The organism is Saccharobesus litoralis, from assembly GCF_003063625.1.
Lineage (GTDB): Bacteria > Pseudomonadota > Gammaproteobacteria > Enterobacterales > Alteromonadaceae > Saccharobesus > Saccharobesus litoralis.
Genome location: NZ_CP026605.1, coordinates 116,753 through 133,862, shown reverse-complemented (window position 1 = coordinate 133,862; position 17,110 = coordinate 116,753). Strand labels below are relative to the sequence as shown.

At 42.4% G+C, this 17,110-nt stretch carries 11 protein-coding genes; 7 read left to right on the top strand and 4 right to left on the bottom strand.

Annotation, left to right across the window (positions count from 1 at the left end; all coding sequences use genetic code 11):
- Window positions 1-39: 39 nt before the first annotated feature.
- The 7 genes from C2869_RS22135 to C2869_RS22720 all read left to right on the top strand — a co-directional run bounded on the left by C2869_RS22135 (window position 40) and on the right by C2869_RS22720 (window position 11,251).
- Window positions 40-1,023: a TRAP transporter substrate-binding protein gene (locus C2869_RS22135; RefSeq protein ID WP_199915707.1), complete on the top strand. Its 984-nt coding sequence runs from the start codon at window positions 40-42 to the stop codon at window positions 1,021-1,023.
- A gap of 2 nt (window positions 1,024-1,025) precedes the next feature.
- Window positions 1,026-1,514: a TRAP transporter small permease gene (locus C2869_RS22130; RefSeq protein ID WP_108605240.1), complete on the top strand. Its 489-nt coding sequence runs from the start codon at window positions 1,026-1,028 to the stop codon at window positions 1,512-1,514.
- An 8-nt stretch (window positions 1,515-1,522) separates the two neighbouring features.
- Window positions 1,523-2,821 carry a TRAP transporter large permease gene (locus C2869_RS22125; RefSeq protein ID WP_108605239.1) on the top strand — a complete coding sequence of 433 codons (1,299 nt, stop codon included), beginning with the start codon at window positions 1,523-1,525 and terminating at the stop codon, window positions 2,819-2,821.
- Window positions 2,822-2,890: 69 nt separating this feature from the next.
- Window positions 2,891-4,321, top strand: a complete 1,431-nt coding sequence (locus C2869_RS22120) for a glycoside hydrolase family 28 protein (RefSeq protein ID WP_108605238.1) — start codon at window positions 2,891-2,893, stop codon at window positions 4,319-4,321.
- A 348-nt stretch (window positions 4,322-4,669) separates the two neighbouring features.
- Window positions 4,670-7,123, top strand: coding sequence for a pectinesterase family protein (locus tag C2869_RS22115; protein ID WP_159084287.1), 2,454 nt, complete (start codon window positions 4,670-4,672; stop codon window positions 7,121-7,123).
- Window positions 7,124-7,226: 103 nt separating this feature from the next.
- The gene (locus tag C2869_RS22110) at window positions 7,227-8,135 is read left to right on the top strand and encodes a type 2 periplasmic-binding domain-containing protein (protein WP_159084286.1); all 909 of its coding nucleotides are present in this window, start codon (window positions 7,227-7,229) and stop codon (window positions 8,133-8,135) included.
- 239 nt (window positions 8,136-8,374) lie between these two features.
- Complete coding sequence (locus C2869_RS22720) at window positions 8,375-11,251, top strand: CBM35 domain-containing protein (RefSeq protein ID WP_199915706.1); 2,877 nt, start codon at window positions 8,375-8,377, stop codon at window positions 11,249-11,251.
- 589 nt (window positions 11,252-11,840) lie between these two features.
- Here C2869_RS22720 and C2869_RS22100 read toward each other — a convergent pair.
- The 4 genes from C2869_RS22100 to C2869_RS22085 form a co-directional block, all read right to left on the bottom strand.
- Window positions 11,841-13,157 carry a type II toxin-antitoxin system HipA family toxin gene (locus tag C2869_RS22100; protein WP_108605234.1) on the bottom strand — a complete coding sequence of 439 codons (1,317 nt, stop codon included), beginning with the start codon at window positions 13,155-13,157 and terminating at the stop codon, window positions 11,841-11,843.
- Window positions 13,151-13,399, bottom strand: a complete 249-nt coding sequence (gene hipB, locus C2869_RS22095; protein ID WP_108605233.1) for a type II toxin-antitoxin system antitoxin HipB — start codon at window positions 13,397-13,399, stop codon at window positions 13,151-13,153. Before hipB ends, C2869_RS22100 begins: the two co-directional genes overlap by 7 nt.
- Before the next feature lie 419 nt (window positions 13,400-13,818).
- Window positions 13,819-14,832, bottom strand: coding sequence for an extracellular solute-binding protein (locus C2869_RS22090; RefSeq protein WP_108605232.1), 1,014 nt, complete (start codon window positions 14,830-14,832; stop codon window positions 13,819-13,821).
- A gap of 12 nt (window positions 14,833-14,844) precedes the next feature.
- Window positions 14,845-17,109: a carbohydrate binding family 9 domain-containing protein gene (locus C2869_RS22085; protein ID WP_108605231.1), complete on the bottom strand. Its 2,265-nt coding sequence runs from the start codon at window positions 17,107-17,109 to the stop codon at window positions 14,845-14,847.
- Between the last annotated feature and the right edge of the window lies 1 nt (window position 17,110).

Sequence of the window (17,110 nt, the reverse complement as noted above, 5' to 3'; positions counted from 1 at the left end):
GGCTATTAATGGTCAAAGTGAAATTTAATTGAGGCAATTATGAAAATATTTAAACTGCCGTTGTTAATCACCTTGTTACTAAGCATGCTGACCGCCTGCGGTGACAGTGAAGAAAAAACGGTATTACGTATGGGGCATACGTTAGATACCGAGCATAGCGTGCATAAAGCGATGGAATTTATGGCGCAAAAATTAGCTGAATACTCAAATGGCACGATGGAGATCCGCATTTATCCTAGTGCTCAACTGGGTACAGAGCGCGAAATGGTTGAGTTGTTGCAAATTGGCAGTTTAGCCATGACAAAGGTATCGGCTGCAGCTATTGAAGGCTTTGTGCCTGAAATGAAGGTTTACAGTATTCCTTATATTTTTCGTGATCGCGATCACCGCTGGGCAGTACTCCAAAGTGACATAGGTAAAGCCTTGTTAAAAGAGACAGAAGCCGCGCACTTAGTTGGCTTAGGTTATTACGATTCAGGCAGCCGCAGCTTTTATATGACAGACACTGAAGTGAATACGCCCGTTGACTTGATCAGTAAAAAAATTCGAGTGATGGAAAGTCAAACCGCAGTAAAAATGATTGATTCATTTGGCGGCGCGGCAACACCCATTTCCTTTGGTGAGTTATATGCCGCTTTACAGCAAGGCGTTGTCGATGGTGCAGAGAACAATCCGCCGTCGTTTTACTTGTCTCGTCATTATGAAATTTGCCAATACTATATTTTGAATGAACATACCTCTGTACCGGATATGATTTTAGCCAGTAAACATATTATGGATAATTTAAACGAGCAGCAGCAAGCCTGGCTGAATCGTGCTGTGGCTGATTCGGTGGAGTTACAAAAGCAGCTTTGGTTAGAAGGTGAGCTAGAAGCGTTAGCGGCAGTAAAGGAAGCCGGTGTGAAAGTTATAGTGCCAGATAAAGCGCCTTTTGTTAGAGCTGTGTCTAATTTTCACAGTAGTTTTAAAGGCACCAAAGTTGGCCTTTACCTAGAACAAATTGTTGAAAAAGATCAGGGGTAATTATGCAGCAGTTAGTCAATGTCATTGAAAGTGGCTTAAAGAAACTCCTGATCACCCTATGTGCGTTAATTGTACTGGGTGTGACTTGGCAGGTGTTCTCGCGTTATGTTTTGCAATCGCCGAGTTCGACAACGGAAGAACTCGCGCGCTTCTTATTGATTTGGATTGGGTTATTTGGTGCGGCGTACGCTTACAAAATGGATTCACATTTGGGGCTGGATGTCGTGGTGAATAAATTTAATCAACAAGTGAGACCTTGGGCTAATGTATTTGCCCATGTTGTGGTTTTGTTTTTTGCCGTGGCTGTCATGATTATTGGTGGTTTTTCATTGGTTAACTTAACTATGGATCCCACCCAAATATCAGCCGCACTGCAAGTTAAAATGGGCTTTATTTATAGTGCTGTGCCGATCTCAGGCATCATTATTAGTATTTTTAGTTTACAAAAAATTGCTAATCAAATCTCAGCAATAGTTAGCACTGGCGAATAGGAGGATTTGTGGAATATTCAGGTTTAGTGTTGGTCGGTGTGTTCTTTTTTTTACTGCTTTTGAATGTACCGATTTCATTTAGTATTGGCGTAGCCACCATTGCTACTATGTTATATAGCATAGATTTTATGCCAGCAATGACAACAGTTGCACAGCGATTGGCTGGCGGGATCAACAGTTTTGCTTTACTTGCCATCCCATTTTTTGTGTTATCAGGTTTAATCATGGGACAAGGCGGTATCGCCAAACGGTTAATTGAATGTGCCATGGCGTTAATTGGTATGTTACCTGGTGGTTTAGCCTTAGTTAACGTTTTATCTTGTACCTTGTTTGGTGCTATTTCTGGGTCGGCGGTAGCGGCAACTAGTGCTATCGGCAGCTTTATGATCCCGCAAATGGAGAAAAACGGTTACGATAAAAACTTCGCGACCGCGGTGACGGGCGCAGCGGCCACGACAGGTATGTTGATCCCACCGAGTAATATTTTAATTATTTATGCCATCGCCAGTGGCGGCGTATCTATAGCTGCTTTGTTTGTCGCTGGATACTTACCCGGCATGTTAGTGGCGACAGCATTAATGATAGTGTGTGCTGGTTACTCAAAGTTAAAAGGCTATCCCACTGGTGCGCGCTTACCACTTAAAGTCGTATTAGAAAAAGTGCTGGCGGCTATTCCTAGTTTGCTACTGATATTTATTGTGATTGGCGGCATTATTGGTGGCGTATTTACTGCGACTGAGGCAGGAGCAATTGCCGTTTTATATTCTTTAGCGCTGTCAGTTGGCTTTTATAAAGAAGTAAAAATAAAACAATTACCAGAAATCTTACTTAAAGCCGGTGAGACAACCGCCATTGTTATGTTGTTAATTGGTGCGTCGTCGGCTATGTCGTGGATATTGTCTTATGAAAATATTCCACAAACCATTAGCGACTTTTTACTGACCTTAAGTGAAAACCCGCTATTAATTTTGCTCTTGATTAATTTGGCGTTAATTATTGTTGGTGCCTTTATGGACATGACACCGGCCGTTCTTATTTTTACGCCTATCTTTTTGCCCGTTGCAACAGAGTTAGGCATGTCGCCTTTACACTTCGGTATCATGATAGTGCTTAACTTATCCATTGGTTTGTGTTCACCACCGGTTGGCTCTGTGCTGTTTGTCGGATGTGCGGTGGCAAAAACAACTATCGAGAAAATTATTCGTCCTTTGCTACCTTTATATTTAGCCATGTTCGTTGTGTTGATGTTGGTGACATATATTCCAGGTATTAGCGAGTTTTTACCTAAGTTCTTTGGCTTGTACTAAGCAAGTCAAAGTCGTTTTTAAATTTAATGCCACCGTTAGCAGGTGCTTCAGACAGTTTAAGGTGAAAAAATGATAAACAACATGCGTCGTTCAGTGTTAAAAGGCTTAGGGTTAGGTGCCAGTGTAGTCGGTGCCGGTGGATTATCAGCTTGCGTTAGCACTAAAAGTGAACCTTCAGTAAAATCAGATTGGGACAAGCAAGTTGACGCTATTCGTCAACAGGTTGTTGAACCGACATTTCCAAACAAAGATTATTTAATTACCCAATATGGGGCTAAAGGCGATGGCCAATTCGACAATACGTTAGCGATTAAACAAGCCATTCAAGCTTGTGCCGCTAATGGTGGTGGTCGTGTCGTTGTACCAGCCGGTCACTTTTTAACAGGGCCTGTTCATTTAGAGTCAAATATCAACTTGCATATTAGTCAGGGTGCAACGTTGGCGTTTATTCCTGAACCAGAACGTTATTTGCCTGCGGTATTCACGCGCTGGGAAGGGGTAGAGCTAATGGGCTATTCACCGCTGATTTACGCCTTTAAAAAGAAAAATGTCGCGGTGACAGGACAAGGTACGTTAGAAGGTGGCGGCAGCAATGATATTTGGTGGCCGTGGAAAGGTAAGTGGAAAAAAGCCGACTGGCCAATCAGTGACACTGAAAATCAAAAACATACACGTGATGCTTTATTTCAAATGGCCGAGGACGGTGTGCCGGTTGAGCAGCGAGTGTTTGATAAAAACTATTTACGTCCACCTTTTATTCAGCCCTACCATTGTGAAAATGTGTTGATTGAAGGCGTTACAATTAAAAACTCGCCGTTTTGGCTAGTTAACCCTGTGTTGTGTCAAAGTGTAACGGTGCGCGGTGTGCATTGTATTAGCTATGGACCAAACTCAGATGGCTGTGATCCGGAATCCTGTAAAAATGTCCTAATTGAAGATTGTATTTTTGATACAGGCGATGATTGCATTGCGATTAAATCCGGACGTAACGCTGATGGTCGTCGTGTTGCAGTGCCTTGTGAAAACCTCATTGTTGATAATTGTAAAATGAAAGAGGGCCACGGTGGTGTGGTGATCGGCAGTGAAATTTCCGGCGGTGTGCGTAATTTATATGCGCAAAACTGCGAGATGAGTAGCCCACATTTAAAACGCGGTATTCGTATTAAGACTAACTCTATTCGCGGCGGCGTGCTGGAAAACCTTAATTATCGCAATATAGAAATAGGTCAAGTGAGTGATGCCATCGTGGTTAATTTCTTGTATGAAGAAGGCGATGCAGGGCCGTTTAAACCGACGGTACGCAACGTTAATATATCAAATCTGATCGTGAAAAATGCTAAACGCGCCTTTGTATTGCGTGGCTTCTCACATACGCCGATTTCGGGTGTGAGTCTTGAGAATGTCAGTTTTATCAAGGTTGAAAAAGACAGCATTGTTGAGCACGTTAAGCAAATAGACATGAAAAATGTTAAAGCGAATGGCAAGCCTTTTACCTTGTAAAGTTTGCTAATGCCAAAAAATGGCCAAGTACTTTTTCCATTTAATTTTTGATTAGTTGAAAACATTGGTTATCAATTTCACACTGAGCGCGAAGCAGTCGAAGTGTCGGTAAGCTAGAAAGTAATAAGACTTCGACGAGCTCAGCCTGAAGTTGTTTAATTAATCTAAATGAGGTTTAAAACATCTCTAGTGTTATTAATTATGTGAGTGATTTCAACGGAACATTTATTTCTGGAAAGGGTACTAGTTGACAGGCCGTGCGCTTGTTTACTTTATCCTGCATGAAGCATGTCTACTTGAGTGATAGTGGGTTTGTTTAACTAGAATATACAAAGGTGGGTGATGAAAATGAATATAGCTATAATCAGTCGCTTGTTTTTGGTTGGCAGCTGGTTTTGTATTAGCTTGCTATCTTCGTCGGTTTTGGCAAAAGATCTTGGTGAAGGCGCTTCTGTTGAGTATCACGCTTATGTCAGTCACAACCAACATCACGCGCCAAATAATATTCCCACTTTTACCACAATCGCCGCCGCCCTTGAGGCTGCTCCGACTAATGCCGCAATACAACCCCCAACCCGACATATCATTTTTATCAGCGCGGGGGACTATTATGAAAAGCTGACGGTCAGCAAACCTAACATTGCGTTAGTGGGGGCGGGTAAGGCCAAAACGCGTATCCATTACGATGTTTATGCAGGGCTTAAACGGCCAAACGCTGATAAAAAATGGGGCACTTTTGATTCTGCTACGCTTAAGGTGGATCATTTAAACTTTTATGCAGAAAATCTAACAATTGAAAATAGTTATGACTATCCTGCCAATGATAAATTAGCCAAAACGGATCCGCTTAAACAGCGTCACTCGCAAGCGGTAGCGCTGACTTTAGGGGCGGGTGCTCACCGTGCTGTATTCAATAACGTGGCTATTAAAGGTTACCAAGATACAGTGTTTGTAGACGGCGGTATTAACTATTTTTATCAATCGGATATTTATGGCCATGTTGATTTTATTTTTGGCCGTGGCAATGCGTTATTCGAGCAATCTAACATTATTAACCGCCGCCGGTTTGCGCCTCAGCAACTTAAATATACCGGTTATGTCACGGCGCCAAGTACCTATATTAAACAAGAATTTGGCTTTACTTTTAAAAACTGTCGCTTTGAACGCGAAGCCGGTGTGCCTGATTATTCCGTACCTTTAGGGCGGCCTTGGCACCCAACCACCACCTTTAAAGATGGCCGCTATGCTGACCCTCGCGCTATCGGTAAAACGGTTGTGTTGAATAGCTATTTAGATAAACACATTAGTTTAGACGGTTGGAGCTCGATGAAAGGCACTAGTCGGATCAAAGGCCAAAAGGATGTGTTTATGCCAGAATCTGCACGATTCTTTGAATACAACAATACAGGGCCGGGCGCTAACATTACCGACAAACGTCGCCAGTTAAGTGCTGAACAAGCCAAACTGTATAGCAATAAAAATATACTCAGTGGTTGGCAACCTAAGCTTAGTGCACTACAAATAGGCCAAACCTTAGCGCCGCAGTTTAGCCTTTTACCCTCTCATGTTTCGCAAGCCATCGCTTCTCAAATATCAGCGTCGCAAAATTCTATATCACAACATGATAAGCCAATTAATTTGGTTAAAGTGACTAACTTACAAGCCGATGGTTCAGGTTCACTGCGCGCCGCTTTACAACAGAAAGGGCCAAAACACATTGTATTTGAAGTGGCAGGCGTGATTGATTTGGCCGGTCAGTCTCTGGTTATTGATCAACCCTATACGTATGTCTATGGGCAAACCGCCCCCTATCCTGGAGTGACTATTATTAAAGGTGGCATTGGTATTCAAAGTCACGATATTGTTTTACAGCACTTAAAAATTAGACCCGGTGATAAATTACAGGCCAAACGCTCAGGTTGGGCGCCTGATGCTGTTGGGATTAGCCGAGAGCGCGCGTTTAATATTTGGCTCGATCATTTATCATTAACTTGGGCGGTTGACGAAAATATTGGCATCACTAGTGGGCGTATTAATGGTTATGCTGGTGCCAGTCATGACATTTGGGTAACAAACTCGATTATTGCCGAAGCGCTAGATTATGCGACTCATAAAAAAGGTAAGCACTCCAAAGGCGTGTTAGTACACGATTACGTACACGACGTGCACTTTTACGGCAATTTATTTGCGCATAACGACAGGCGTAATCCTTATTTTAAAACCGCCGCGACAGGCAGCTTAATCGGTAATGTAATTTATAACCCAGGCTCCGCAGCCATTCATATGGGGTATATAGCAGAGGAATTTGCCAGTTATCGAGCGGCATTAAGGCCAGCGCAATTGTTAGTCAAAAACAATTTACTCTTGTACGGCCGCGATACCTATTCAGATTTGGCTCTGGTTTCTGGTTTTGGGCAAGCCTTGTTAGGTGATAATAAGGTTAGCAATTTAGATGCGGCAGACATGCCTATTAGTACCACAATGATCCAATTGGCTGATCTGCAACTTGGATCTGAAAATGGACAATTATCGCTTGCACAACGCCAAACCACCTTTCCACCAGTGCCACAATCTAATGTTGATTTGAATGCGTTACTTTCCAAGGTGGGCGCTATACCGTGGCAGCGTGACGAAATAGACCAGCGCATCGTGCAAAGTGTCACAACAGCCCGTGGCCGCGTGATAGATTCGCAACAAGATGTCGGCGGCTACCCTAGTTACCCAGCTGTGTATCGAGCAATCGATCCGCCGCGTACGCAAAATGCATTTAATCTTTGGCTAAATAACAACTATGCTTTATAGATTAGCTATCTATTTGTGAATGTTAATGAAAAGCTTAGAGTCAGGACGTTGCGCTATTAACAGGATTAGCTTGTATGGCTTGTTGCTTGTTGTGAGCATTTTAATGGCCGTTAATTCAGGATATGCATGCGAAAAAGCACAGGGCGAATCAGTTAACTCCGTATATTTTCCACCAAAGTTTGATTCAATTGATCCTGAAAATGATTATGTATTTCAGTTGCTTGAGTTGGTACTGGAAAAATCACAAGACAAATTTGGCAAATGCCAAGCACGTTTACTTGATTATAAACTGCCGTTAAAACGTGTTGAGCTTTACCTAGAAAAAAACGCGGCAATTCAGGTTGCGGCTTTTACCGTGAGTGTTAAGCGTGATGAACGTTTTTTACCCGTGCCAGTGCCTATTTCCAAAGGCTTAATGGGTTATCGTTTGTTAATGATTAAACAAGGTGATGCAGAACATTTCGCAAATATTCAAACGTTAAATGATTTAAGTGCCTATACCGCAGGTCAAGGCATAGGCTGGGCTGATGCCGATATTTTAAAACGCAATGGTTTGCCAGTCATCACTGCTGGCAGCATTAAAACATTGATTGATATGCTAGCGCACAGTCGATTTGACTACTTTCCGCGTGGTGCATTACAAATTATCACTGAGCTGGAAACTTATAGAGAAAAGCCTGTGCAAATTGAACAATCATTGGCGTTGAGTTACCCCAGCATGACAGCGTTTTATGTTAACGCCAACAATACCGCATTAGCAGAGCGTTTAGAATATGGCCTAAATCAAGCTGTAAGCGATGGCAGCTTTGATCGATTTTTTTATCAACACCCTTCGTCAATTGATGCATTAAAAAATATTAATTTGGCGCAACGCAAAATTTTAAAAATTTGTAACCCCATACTACCCACTTGGGTGCCAATAGAAAAACACGAATACTGGTTAGAACCTTGGCCTCAACGCTGTTTAGACCAAGCCGAGTTAAAGCGAAAACGGTCTAAAGAGTTGCGCTGATTTATGAATTGAAGTGGCTGAACCTTAATAGTTGCTTTAAATCAATGTTCGTATCGGATCTATATAAAACCCTTGCCTAGTGTTATTAACTTTCATTCTAAGTAAATAGTTAATATTTATCGGCTTTTGTTATTTTTATTTGTTAAATTGCTACCGGTGGCATTTTGGGTGGTATTATTATAAATGATGCCGCTCTTGAACCACCTATAAACAACAATTCAAATATAGGCACAACTAACATGCAGAATAACAAAAATAACGTAAGAGCGAACAAGGTAACAAGGGCAAGCTTGCTCATGGCGGCATTAACGACATCGTCGTTGGCTATGGCAGAAAACCTAGCATTAGTGGCTGGCTCTGATGGTTCAAGTAAAGGTAGCGGAACCAGTTATAGCGCGGTGCGCGATGGTAATTTATCTAGCTATTGGTCTCCGTCTTCAACCAGTGGTGAGCGGATCTCGGTTAAATGGGGCTCAGCGCAAACAATTAACCAAGTCGTGATCCGTGAGCTAAATGGTGCGACGACGAGTTGGCGTTTGGTCGATCATAGCAATGGGGCTGAGCTTGCCTCGGGCACGACATTGAGCAATGAACATGTGATAACAATCGAGCCAACCAGTTTAAAAAAGCTCAATTTAATGCTGGATAGTGCAAACGGTTTACCACAAATTGCTGAATTTGAAGCCTACGCTAATACTTCTTTGCCAGAGCCAGAGCCAGAGCCAGAGCCAGAGCCAGAGCCAGAGCCAGAGCCAGAGCCAGAGCCAGAGCCAGAGCCAGAGCCAGAGCCGGTTTCTATGACTGTTGCAAGCAGCGTAAATGGCGATGACGTGACGCTGAGCTGGAACTACCACAACTATACCGCTAATTATCAAGAGGTATATCGAGATACGGATAGTGATCCGAGTGGCCGTGTACGGATTGCCGCCAGTGTTACGGGTAATCAATTTACGGATACCGATCTGGCAGAGGGCACTTATTATTATTGGATAAAGGCTCGCGATGCTGACAATTTAATGATTAATTCCAGTGCGACTCAAGCTGTGGTAACGGCACCAGAGCCAGAACCGGAGCCCGCCAGTGTGTTACTTAGCAGTTATGCGGTTGATGATGCTGTGACTTTGAATTGGCAGTACGATAATTTTAATGCTGCTTATCAAGAGGTATATCGAGATACAGATAGTGATCCAGCAGGTCGTGTGCGCATAGCATCAGGTGTGCAAGGCACAAGCTACTCTGATTTGTCATTACCTAATGGTACATACTACTACTGGCTTAAGGCTGAAAATAGTGATGGCGTCGAGTTAAATTCGAATGGCAGCTCAGTGACTGTGGCGGTACAACAACCTGAACCAACCCCAGAAGTCACACTCATCATTGAAGAAAATAGCGCGGGTTATTGCGGAGTCGACAACAATGGCGTTATTGAAAATTCCCATTCTGGCTTTAACGGCGCTGGCTATGTTAATACCGAAAATGCCAATGGTGAGGGCATTGATTGGGTATTCAATCAAGATAGCGCTGGCGATACTCAATTTGTTTGGCGCTATGCCAATGGCAGTACCGCCCGTGGTGCCGACGTTTATGTTAATGGTGTTTATGCAGCGAGTTTAGACTTTGCAGGTTCCGGTGCTTGGAATAACTATATTGATTCACAAACCGTGACGCTTAATTTAAATGCCGGCGATAACACCATTCGCCTGCAAGCGACTACTTCATCTGGTCTAGCTAATATAGATAACGTAAAAGCGATAGGAACAGGTTTAAGTTCGGGCAGTTGTAATAGTCAGCCAACTCAACCTGAACCCTTAGTTGCTTTTCCGGGGGCTGTCGGGTTTGGTGCACACACAACCGGTGGTCGAGGTGGCAGTGTTTATCATGTCACTAATTTAAATGATGCAGGCAGTGGTTCGCTACGTGATGCGATCAGCAATAGTCATCGTACTATCGTGTTTGATGTTGCCGGTACAATTATGCTGGAGTCGCCACTTAATATCAGCAAAAACAACCTGACGTTAGCGGGACAAACCGCACCAGGTGAGGGTATTACGGTCGCCGGTTATCCAACTAATATAGATGCTGAGCACGTGATTGTGCGTTATATGCGTTTTCGTACCGGAGACTTTAATGCCCAAGCGGGCAATGGTAAACCATCAAAAGGCAAGGGCAACCTTAAAGCCAATTCTGCTGGTGCTTTAGATGTTGGCAATAGCAAATTTGTAGTGATTGATCACGTGTCCACCTCTTGGGCGATGGATGAAGTCTTATCTGTCACTAACTCGAATAATGTGACTGTACAGTATTCTATTATTGCCGAAGCCTTAAATGACTCATACCATGAAAAAGGCGCGCATGGTTATGGTTCTTTGATCCGTGCAGCAACAAGTGGTGAGGGTTATACCTTCTACCGTAACCTGTATGCGCATAACTATGGGCGTAATCCGGGAGCGGGCTCTAACCAAACATCTGGTAACTATGAAACCTTGTATTTTGATTTTGTGAATAATGTTATCTATGGCTGGGGCAATCGCTCAGGCGAGGTTATCGACGGTTCGCAAGGTGGTTTTGTACATATGAACTATGTTGGCAACTATGCGATAGCTAACCATGATTCTCGCAATTCAAACTCATTGTGGGATGAAGCAAAAACCGCTGGTATTTTAACCTACCAAGCGGATAACAAGTTAGACAATGATTTTGACAGTAACTTAGATGGCAGTAATACGGGATGGAATTTGTTCCCTAACTTTTCGAGTAGCCAAAAACGCACTAGCCGTTGGGACTTCCCACAAGTACCGACGTTAAGTGCAGATCAAGCCTATCAAGAAGTATTAGACAAGGCTGGCGCTTCGAAGGTACGTGATGCTGTTGATAGTCGTATTGTTAGTCAGGTTAGAAATAATAGCGGTAGTATTATCGACAGTCAGGATGACGTGGGCGGCTTACCTAATCTCAGTTCGGGTTCGGTACTAACGGATAGCGATCAAGACGGCATGCCAGATCAATGGGAAACAGCGAATGGTTTAAATCCGCAAAATGCTAATGATCGCAACAGTACTAGCTTAAACGGGTTATATACTAACCTAGAAGTGTATTTGGATAGTTTAACTAGGTAATAGGTTTATACTATTTCCAAAAATTAGTATTGCTAATTACCTCGTCTTTTCCACGTCTAAAGGACATAAGATATGGGTACTGAGGTTTCGTCTGGAACAAGAAACCTGCGCATGCGGTAATCTAGCGACTTTGCAAGTAAACGCGAGCTAAGTTTACTTTAACAAAGTCGCTGGCCCCCCGCATGCACGAGGATGACGGGGGTATTTTCCTAAGCCTCGGTGATAAAATTTCACCCTATTGACCTAAAAAGAGTGCTTCTGAAATTTGTGATCAAGCGACAGGGATGCAGGCACTTCACGTTAGTATGGATGCGGTAGCTGTGAATACTCAGGTAAGACGGTAATTTTTTATATAGTCTTCTCGCTCAGGTCTTATGGTTCATTGTCAGCGCTTACTCACCCCAATCACATAGTAGAGCATATGCTCATGGGGTCTCGAAGCTTGACGGCTTCCCCTAAAACCTGATCGCTTTGACTATACTTGTGGTAAAAATTATCTTCTATTTACAAACACGCTGCGTCGTTCCAGCCATTTTTCCAACGTCTGCCATCATTTTTTTTAATTAATTATTGGGGAATAAACTGAAACTTAAACCGCCAGTCTTGAATTCGCTAATTTGACAAAGTTGTCGATGATTGGACGTGTTATTCTTTCTGGAAAGTCAGTTGGAAGAGCAGCTTCAACTTGCTCTAAAACGCACACATAATTCTGTGCTATCTCATCAATAACTTCATTCATTTCTTCGGTATTGAAACCCACATGTTTTGCGGTTGTTATGAAGTGCTGCTTGTGTATTGTAAATATATCGTATTTTTTACCATTTTTTCCTTTTAAGGCCATGGCTAACTTTAATTTCCTTTTGTTTAGACCACATCCACCACAGGCGGGGTAAGCTGACAATACGTCATAGATAGGAGTGAGTTTGTAAGCATTATTTGGCATCAAGTACACAGAAAAGTTTTTCGCATGACCGTCTGTAGCGCCCAACAACCAGAATAACACTTGTGTTTTCATGAAATCTCGACGGTCTTTCTTAGATTCTGCTGAACTAAGTAAAAATGCCATAATTTCTTTTATTCCGGGCCCACCATCACTCTCATATTTTTTGGACGGTGAAACAGCGTTTACTTGGCAAAAGTCTTCTTGTGGCAAGCGCATAATCCAAGTTTTATCTGATGATCTTTTTCTGTCAAAGCGTTCAACAACAAGCGCTTTCACACCTTTGTGCTCAAATATTTCGCATTCAGGTACTTCAATACCAAACCCAGCCATTATTTTTAAGCATAAGTATTCATTTTCTACACTGTCACTTAAATCAATTGTGTGAGAATGGCTTTGAATAGCTCCAATAGGTAGTTTAAAAATATGAGTTGTTGGAGTCGTACCTTCAGGTCGAGCCCACTGTTGATTATCTAATCTGAGTAATGCTGTTTTCTCTTGTGCCCCCGCAATTGATATTCTGAAATCATTTTCTGGATCTAGCATGCCCAGTGGTATATTACTTTGATATCCAGTCAGTATTGCTGATACTTCTTCATTCGTCAGAGACTTGTATTTGATGACTTTGTGATCGAAGTTACTGTTTCCATTTGGCATTAGCTGCAAAGCACCTACACAGTCCCGACCAATCACACTCAATAAGTCAAAAACTTGTGTTGATTCGGCATTGTAACGAGTAACGATCCTCTCTCGTATATCTCTTAAATCTGGGAGTAGGTTATCGAAATAATTATAAACAATGTCCCCCATATACGGTGCTTTACGTAGTGGCATAGAAAGCGAGATAGGGCGACTACCTCTGGTATCTAACCAATCTTGACTGTAGGTAAAACTATGCCCACCATCGCGGCTCTTTTTAAGCTCACCGACTAAAAAACCATTCATGAAAACATTTAAAATCACCATTCCTCAGACCACTCTTGGGTAGATTTATCTGTGTTTTTGGGAGAAACATTAAGCTCGAGCTCTAAGGATGACAACAGTTTGAACAGCGTCTTAACGGTACAATCATCCGGATTGTTCTCAAAGTTTGAAACGGTGTTTTGCTTTATACCGACCTGTTTCGCGACTTCTTGTTGAGTTAACGATTGTCCTTTTCTTTCATCACGCAAATAAGCACTTAATTGTTTGGCAGAATATATGATCATTTTTACCCCCTTTAGCGGATATTGGTAATAATATCCCTTTAAGAGGATATGGTCAATAATATCCCTTATGGGGGATAGGGATTCTTTATCCCTTTGAGGGGGTTAGTTAGGTGCTGCAATTCAGTGGTATTTGTCGCACGTGTAAAACACCAAGCGTATAGAAAAAAACAGAGCCATTGTATAGTCAAAGCGATCAGGTTTTAGGGGAAGCCGTCAAGCTTCGAGGCCCCATGAGCATATGCTCTATTATGTGATTGGGGCGAGTAAGCGCCGACAATGAACCATAAGACCTGAGCGAGAAGACTATAGGGCCGAATTTATTTCGGCTAACACAAGATGTGTCGACGTAAAATCAACCCTACAATGTTGCAAGTGGTTATCAATTCAACCATTCAAAGCTTTGGAATTAAGGTGTTAATCTATAAATCGAATTGCACTTCATCGACTAATTTCAAGGCTTGCTTTTGATACTCAGCTAGTTTCGCTAGCGGGATGCTTTCTGCTTTGAATGCACCCCATGAAGCCACTAGAGGCGAGAGGGCAACGCCTGGTTTAACTGGGTACTCCATGTTTAATGTAGCGTAGTATTCTTGTGCTTGGCTTGAGGTTAAATATTCAACCAATTGCAACGCATTGCTCTTATTCGGGGCATGTTTTGTGATAGCAATACCACTGATATTGATATGAGCACCGCGATCAGCTTGGTTGGGGAAATTGATGTTAACCGCTTGCGCCCATGTTTGTTGCTGCGGATCTTTCATCATCATGCCAAAGTAGTAGCTGTTGCCTAATGAAATATCACAAAGCCCTTCTTTTATCGCTTTGACTTGAGCTCTTTCGTTACCTTGTGGCCGCCTTGCCAGATTTTGTTTGACGCCACTGAGCCAGCTTCGTGTGTTTTCGATCCCTGAATGGGCGATCATAGACGCGATTAACCCTAAGTTATAGGCGTGCTTACCACTAATGGTGCACACTTTGCCTTGGTATTTTGCATCGGCTAGATCTTCATATCTGATAGCGCTACGACTCACTCGATTTTTGGCCGTGTAGATACTGCGCACGCGCTTTGTTAAGGCGATCCAGTGTTCCTGCGGATCGCGATATAGCTGAGGAATATTTTGTTGGACAATTTCACTGCTTATCGCTTGAGTTAAGGCTTGGTCTTTAAGCTGAAGTAAGGTGGCAAAGTTAGACGTTAACACAATATCGGCTTGTGTATACTTTCCTTCACGTTGTAAGCGTTCGATTAAGCCTTTTTTAGCAAATACGATATTCGTTGTAATCCCCGTTTGTTGGGTAAATTTATCCAGAATGGGTTGGATTAAAAAAGGTTGCCGATACGAGTAAATATTAAGATGTTGTTCTGAATTTGCCCAGCAAGGGTTAAGCCAAGCTAGGGTTGCAAGTAACATAAATTTATAGATAGTTTTCATGTTTAGACTCTTTTATATTTGGAAAGCGTAGCTAAATTTAGCGAAAAGATTGCGTTTGTTTTGCTGTAAGCCAGACATCTCTTGCTGTTGAAATGCATTGTTTGAATAACCAATGTAAAACAGTGTTTGTGGATTGACTTTGTAGGTATATACCAGCTGCGACGAGAACGACCGGTAATTGGCGTCGACACTGGATTTATCTATTAGGTAATTGTCTGGATTGCGGTTTATTTGGGTATATTGTAAAACCAGCTTAGCTAGACTTCTGATACTAAATTTATAGGTGAATCGCATATCGGTTAAATTAGCGGAATACAATTCGCCTAAATCACTACTCAATTGGCTAAAGTTATGGGCTAACTTAAGATTAAGGTGCTCATCCATGTCCCAATCAATAGCCGGTTCAACTTGGGTGATTTTGCCTAATTGCACATTGGTAAAGTCAACCTGACTGCCATATTTAGCATTTAAGGATAACTCTATACCTGATGCCGAGATATACTCAGCGTTAGTACTGAGTTGTAACTCTTTAAAGTTTTGGTTTTGATAAATACGTTCTTGGCCTAGTAGTGTCGATTCTACTTTAAACTGCTTGTTGCCATGCAACCAACCGGTTAGCTCAATGTCTTGGGTTAACAGCTTGCCCTGTCGATCGAGTGACTGACTGGCTCCTGTGTCAAATCCCCATTCTTTGAAAATATCGTTCTCGTGGCCAAACCATCGTTTATTACCGCCAGCAAATATTTTGCGATAACCCACTTGGCGATGAAACCCCATATCGGCTCTAAACTCGTTACCGACATCGGCATATCCCAAGCGTAAGCTGTAGTCTCTTAACTTGCGGGTGTATTGTATTTTTAGCGCATGACCTTGCTGAGTTTTTGCTAAATTGTAATCGGCTTCACCGTTAAGGATATCTGGGTTATAAAGGACTTTGGGGTTGTCTGTGTCGGAATGGCCAGCTTGGTAGCTAATACTATCCACTTTTGTCAACCAGTGGCTACCGTCTACCGACAGCATAGTATTGCGGTAGCTCTCGGCTTGTCTGTGAGTGATTAACGCACCTATAGTACTTCTGTTGCCAATATCTTGTTTGTAGCGAGCAATAAAATTATCAGATGGCGTATTAAGACTAACAATTTTAGAACTCTGGGTATCTGGGATAACAAAGTTGGTGGTGTTGTCGTTAGTTAGCATAACACCAAAGCTATGCTTACCAGTTTTACCTGTCAATTTGAGTCCATAGTCTGGCGAGTCTATATTTTTGGTATGAACAAACTTAAAACGTTCAGCAAAAAAATATGCCGCGCCGTCGAGGAAAAATGGCCGTTTTTCTTTAATAAAAAGGGAAAAGGTATTGTTGATATCCAGTTGACTTGCATCGGCCTCGACTTGAGAAAAGTCAGGGTTAATTGTCGCATTGAATACAATATCTTGGGTGACTCCCCAACGAATATCTAATCCCGCATCAGTTTTTAAGTCACCTGCTTGCCATTGATCATTAGGTTGGGGTCTTGAGTCACCGCGTGAAAGGGTTAAGGTTGGGGTTAGCTGTAATGCATTGTCGACTTTAATCTGTTCAAAACCGCTTAATTGATCGTATTGGCACAAAGTGCAGTCGATATTTCTGTTTTTTTGGAAGCTGGCTAGCTCGTACTTTTTATCTCGGGGGTAATGTCTTAGGCCGGCTATATTCCAATTTAATTTACCATTAGTTGCTGGAAACCTGAGAGAGTGATAAGGAATGCTCATTTCAACCACGTAACCAAATTGCGTAATCTGCCCAGCGCTTTGCCAAATGGCGTCCCAGCTATCGTCTTCATCCCAAGCATCTACATCTTTAACTCGGTAGTCGGCTTGAGCCCCTAACGGGTTCGCTAAAAATTGATAGCCACTGCGCTTATCATCGAACGTATCTATGACTATACCAACCCAGTCGTCGTTACCAAGTGCATCTCTGTCTCGTAATGAAGCTCGTATATTTTGTGGCTGTGGATCGTGAGCAATAAATGCCACATTCATGTGGGTTTGATTTTCATATATATAGACTTCGGTCGTGACAGGGGCTGGGCTGCCTTCCGCTGGACTATTTTCATAGTTCAGTTTTAGCTTAGTGGCATTTGACCAAGCGGGTTCGTTCATTACGCCATCGACATTAATTTGATTATTGGCAAAGGCTAAATGATATTGGTGATTTTTGGCTAAAGTGGTTGTTGCGTACATGGTTAAAGAAAGCGCTAGTGTGATCAGCACTTTCGTTCGAGGTAAGGCAAACATA

What these genes read in the sequence shown, in the direction of transcription:
- C2869_RS22090 (WP_108605232.1), bottom strand. Translation starts at nt 14,832, where the DNA reads ATGAAAACTATCTATAAATTTATGTTACTTGCAACCCTAGCTTGGCTT.
- C2869_RS22135 (WP_199915707.1), top strand. Translation starts at nt 40, where the DNA reads ATGAAAATATTTAAACTGCCGTTGTTAATCACCTTGTTACTAAGCATG.
- C2869_RS22085 (WP_108605231.1), bottom strand. Translation starts at nt 17,109, where the DNA reads ATGTTTGCCTTACCTCGAACGAAAGTGCTGATCACACTAGCGCTTTCT.
- C2869_RS22130 (WP_108605240.1), top strand. Translation starts at nt 1,026, where the DNA reads ATGCAGCAGTTAGTCAATGTCATTGAAAGTGGCTTAAAGAAACTCCTG.
- hipB (WP_108605233.1), bottom strand. Translation starts at nt 13,399, where the DNA reads ATGATCATATATTCTGCCAAACAATTAAGTGCTTATTTGCGTGATGAA.
- C2869_RS22115 (WP_159084287.1), top strand. Translation starts at nt 4,670, where the DNA reads ATGAATATAGCTATAATCAGTCGCTTGTTTTTGGTTGGCAGCTGGTTT.
- C2869_RS22120 (WP_108605238.1), top strand. Translation starts at nt 2,891, where the DNA reads ATGATAAACAACATGCGTCGTTCAGTGTTAAAAGGCTTAGGGTTAGGT.
- C2869_RS22720 (WP_199915706.1), top strand. Translation starts at nt 8,375, where the DNA reads ATGCAGAATAACAAAAATAACGTAAGAGCGAACAAGGTAACAAGGGCA.
- C2869_RS22100 (WP_108605234.1), bottom strand. Translation starts at nt 13,157, where the DNA reads ATGGTGATTTTAAATGTTTTCATGAATGGTTTTTTAGTCGGTGAGCTT.
- C2869_RS22110 (WP_159084286.1), top strand. Translation starts at nt 7,227, where the DNA reads ATGGCCGTTAATTCAGGATATGCATGCGAAAAAGCACAGGGCGAATCA.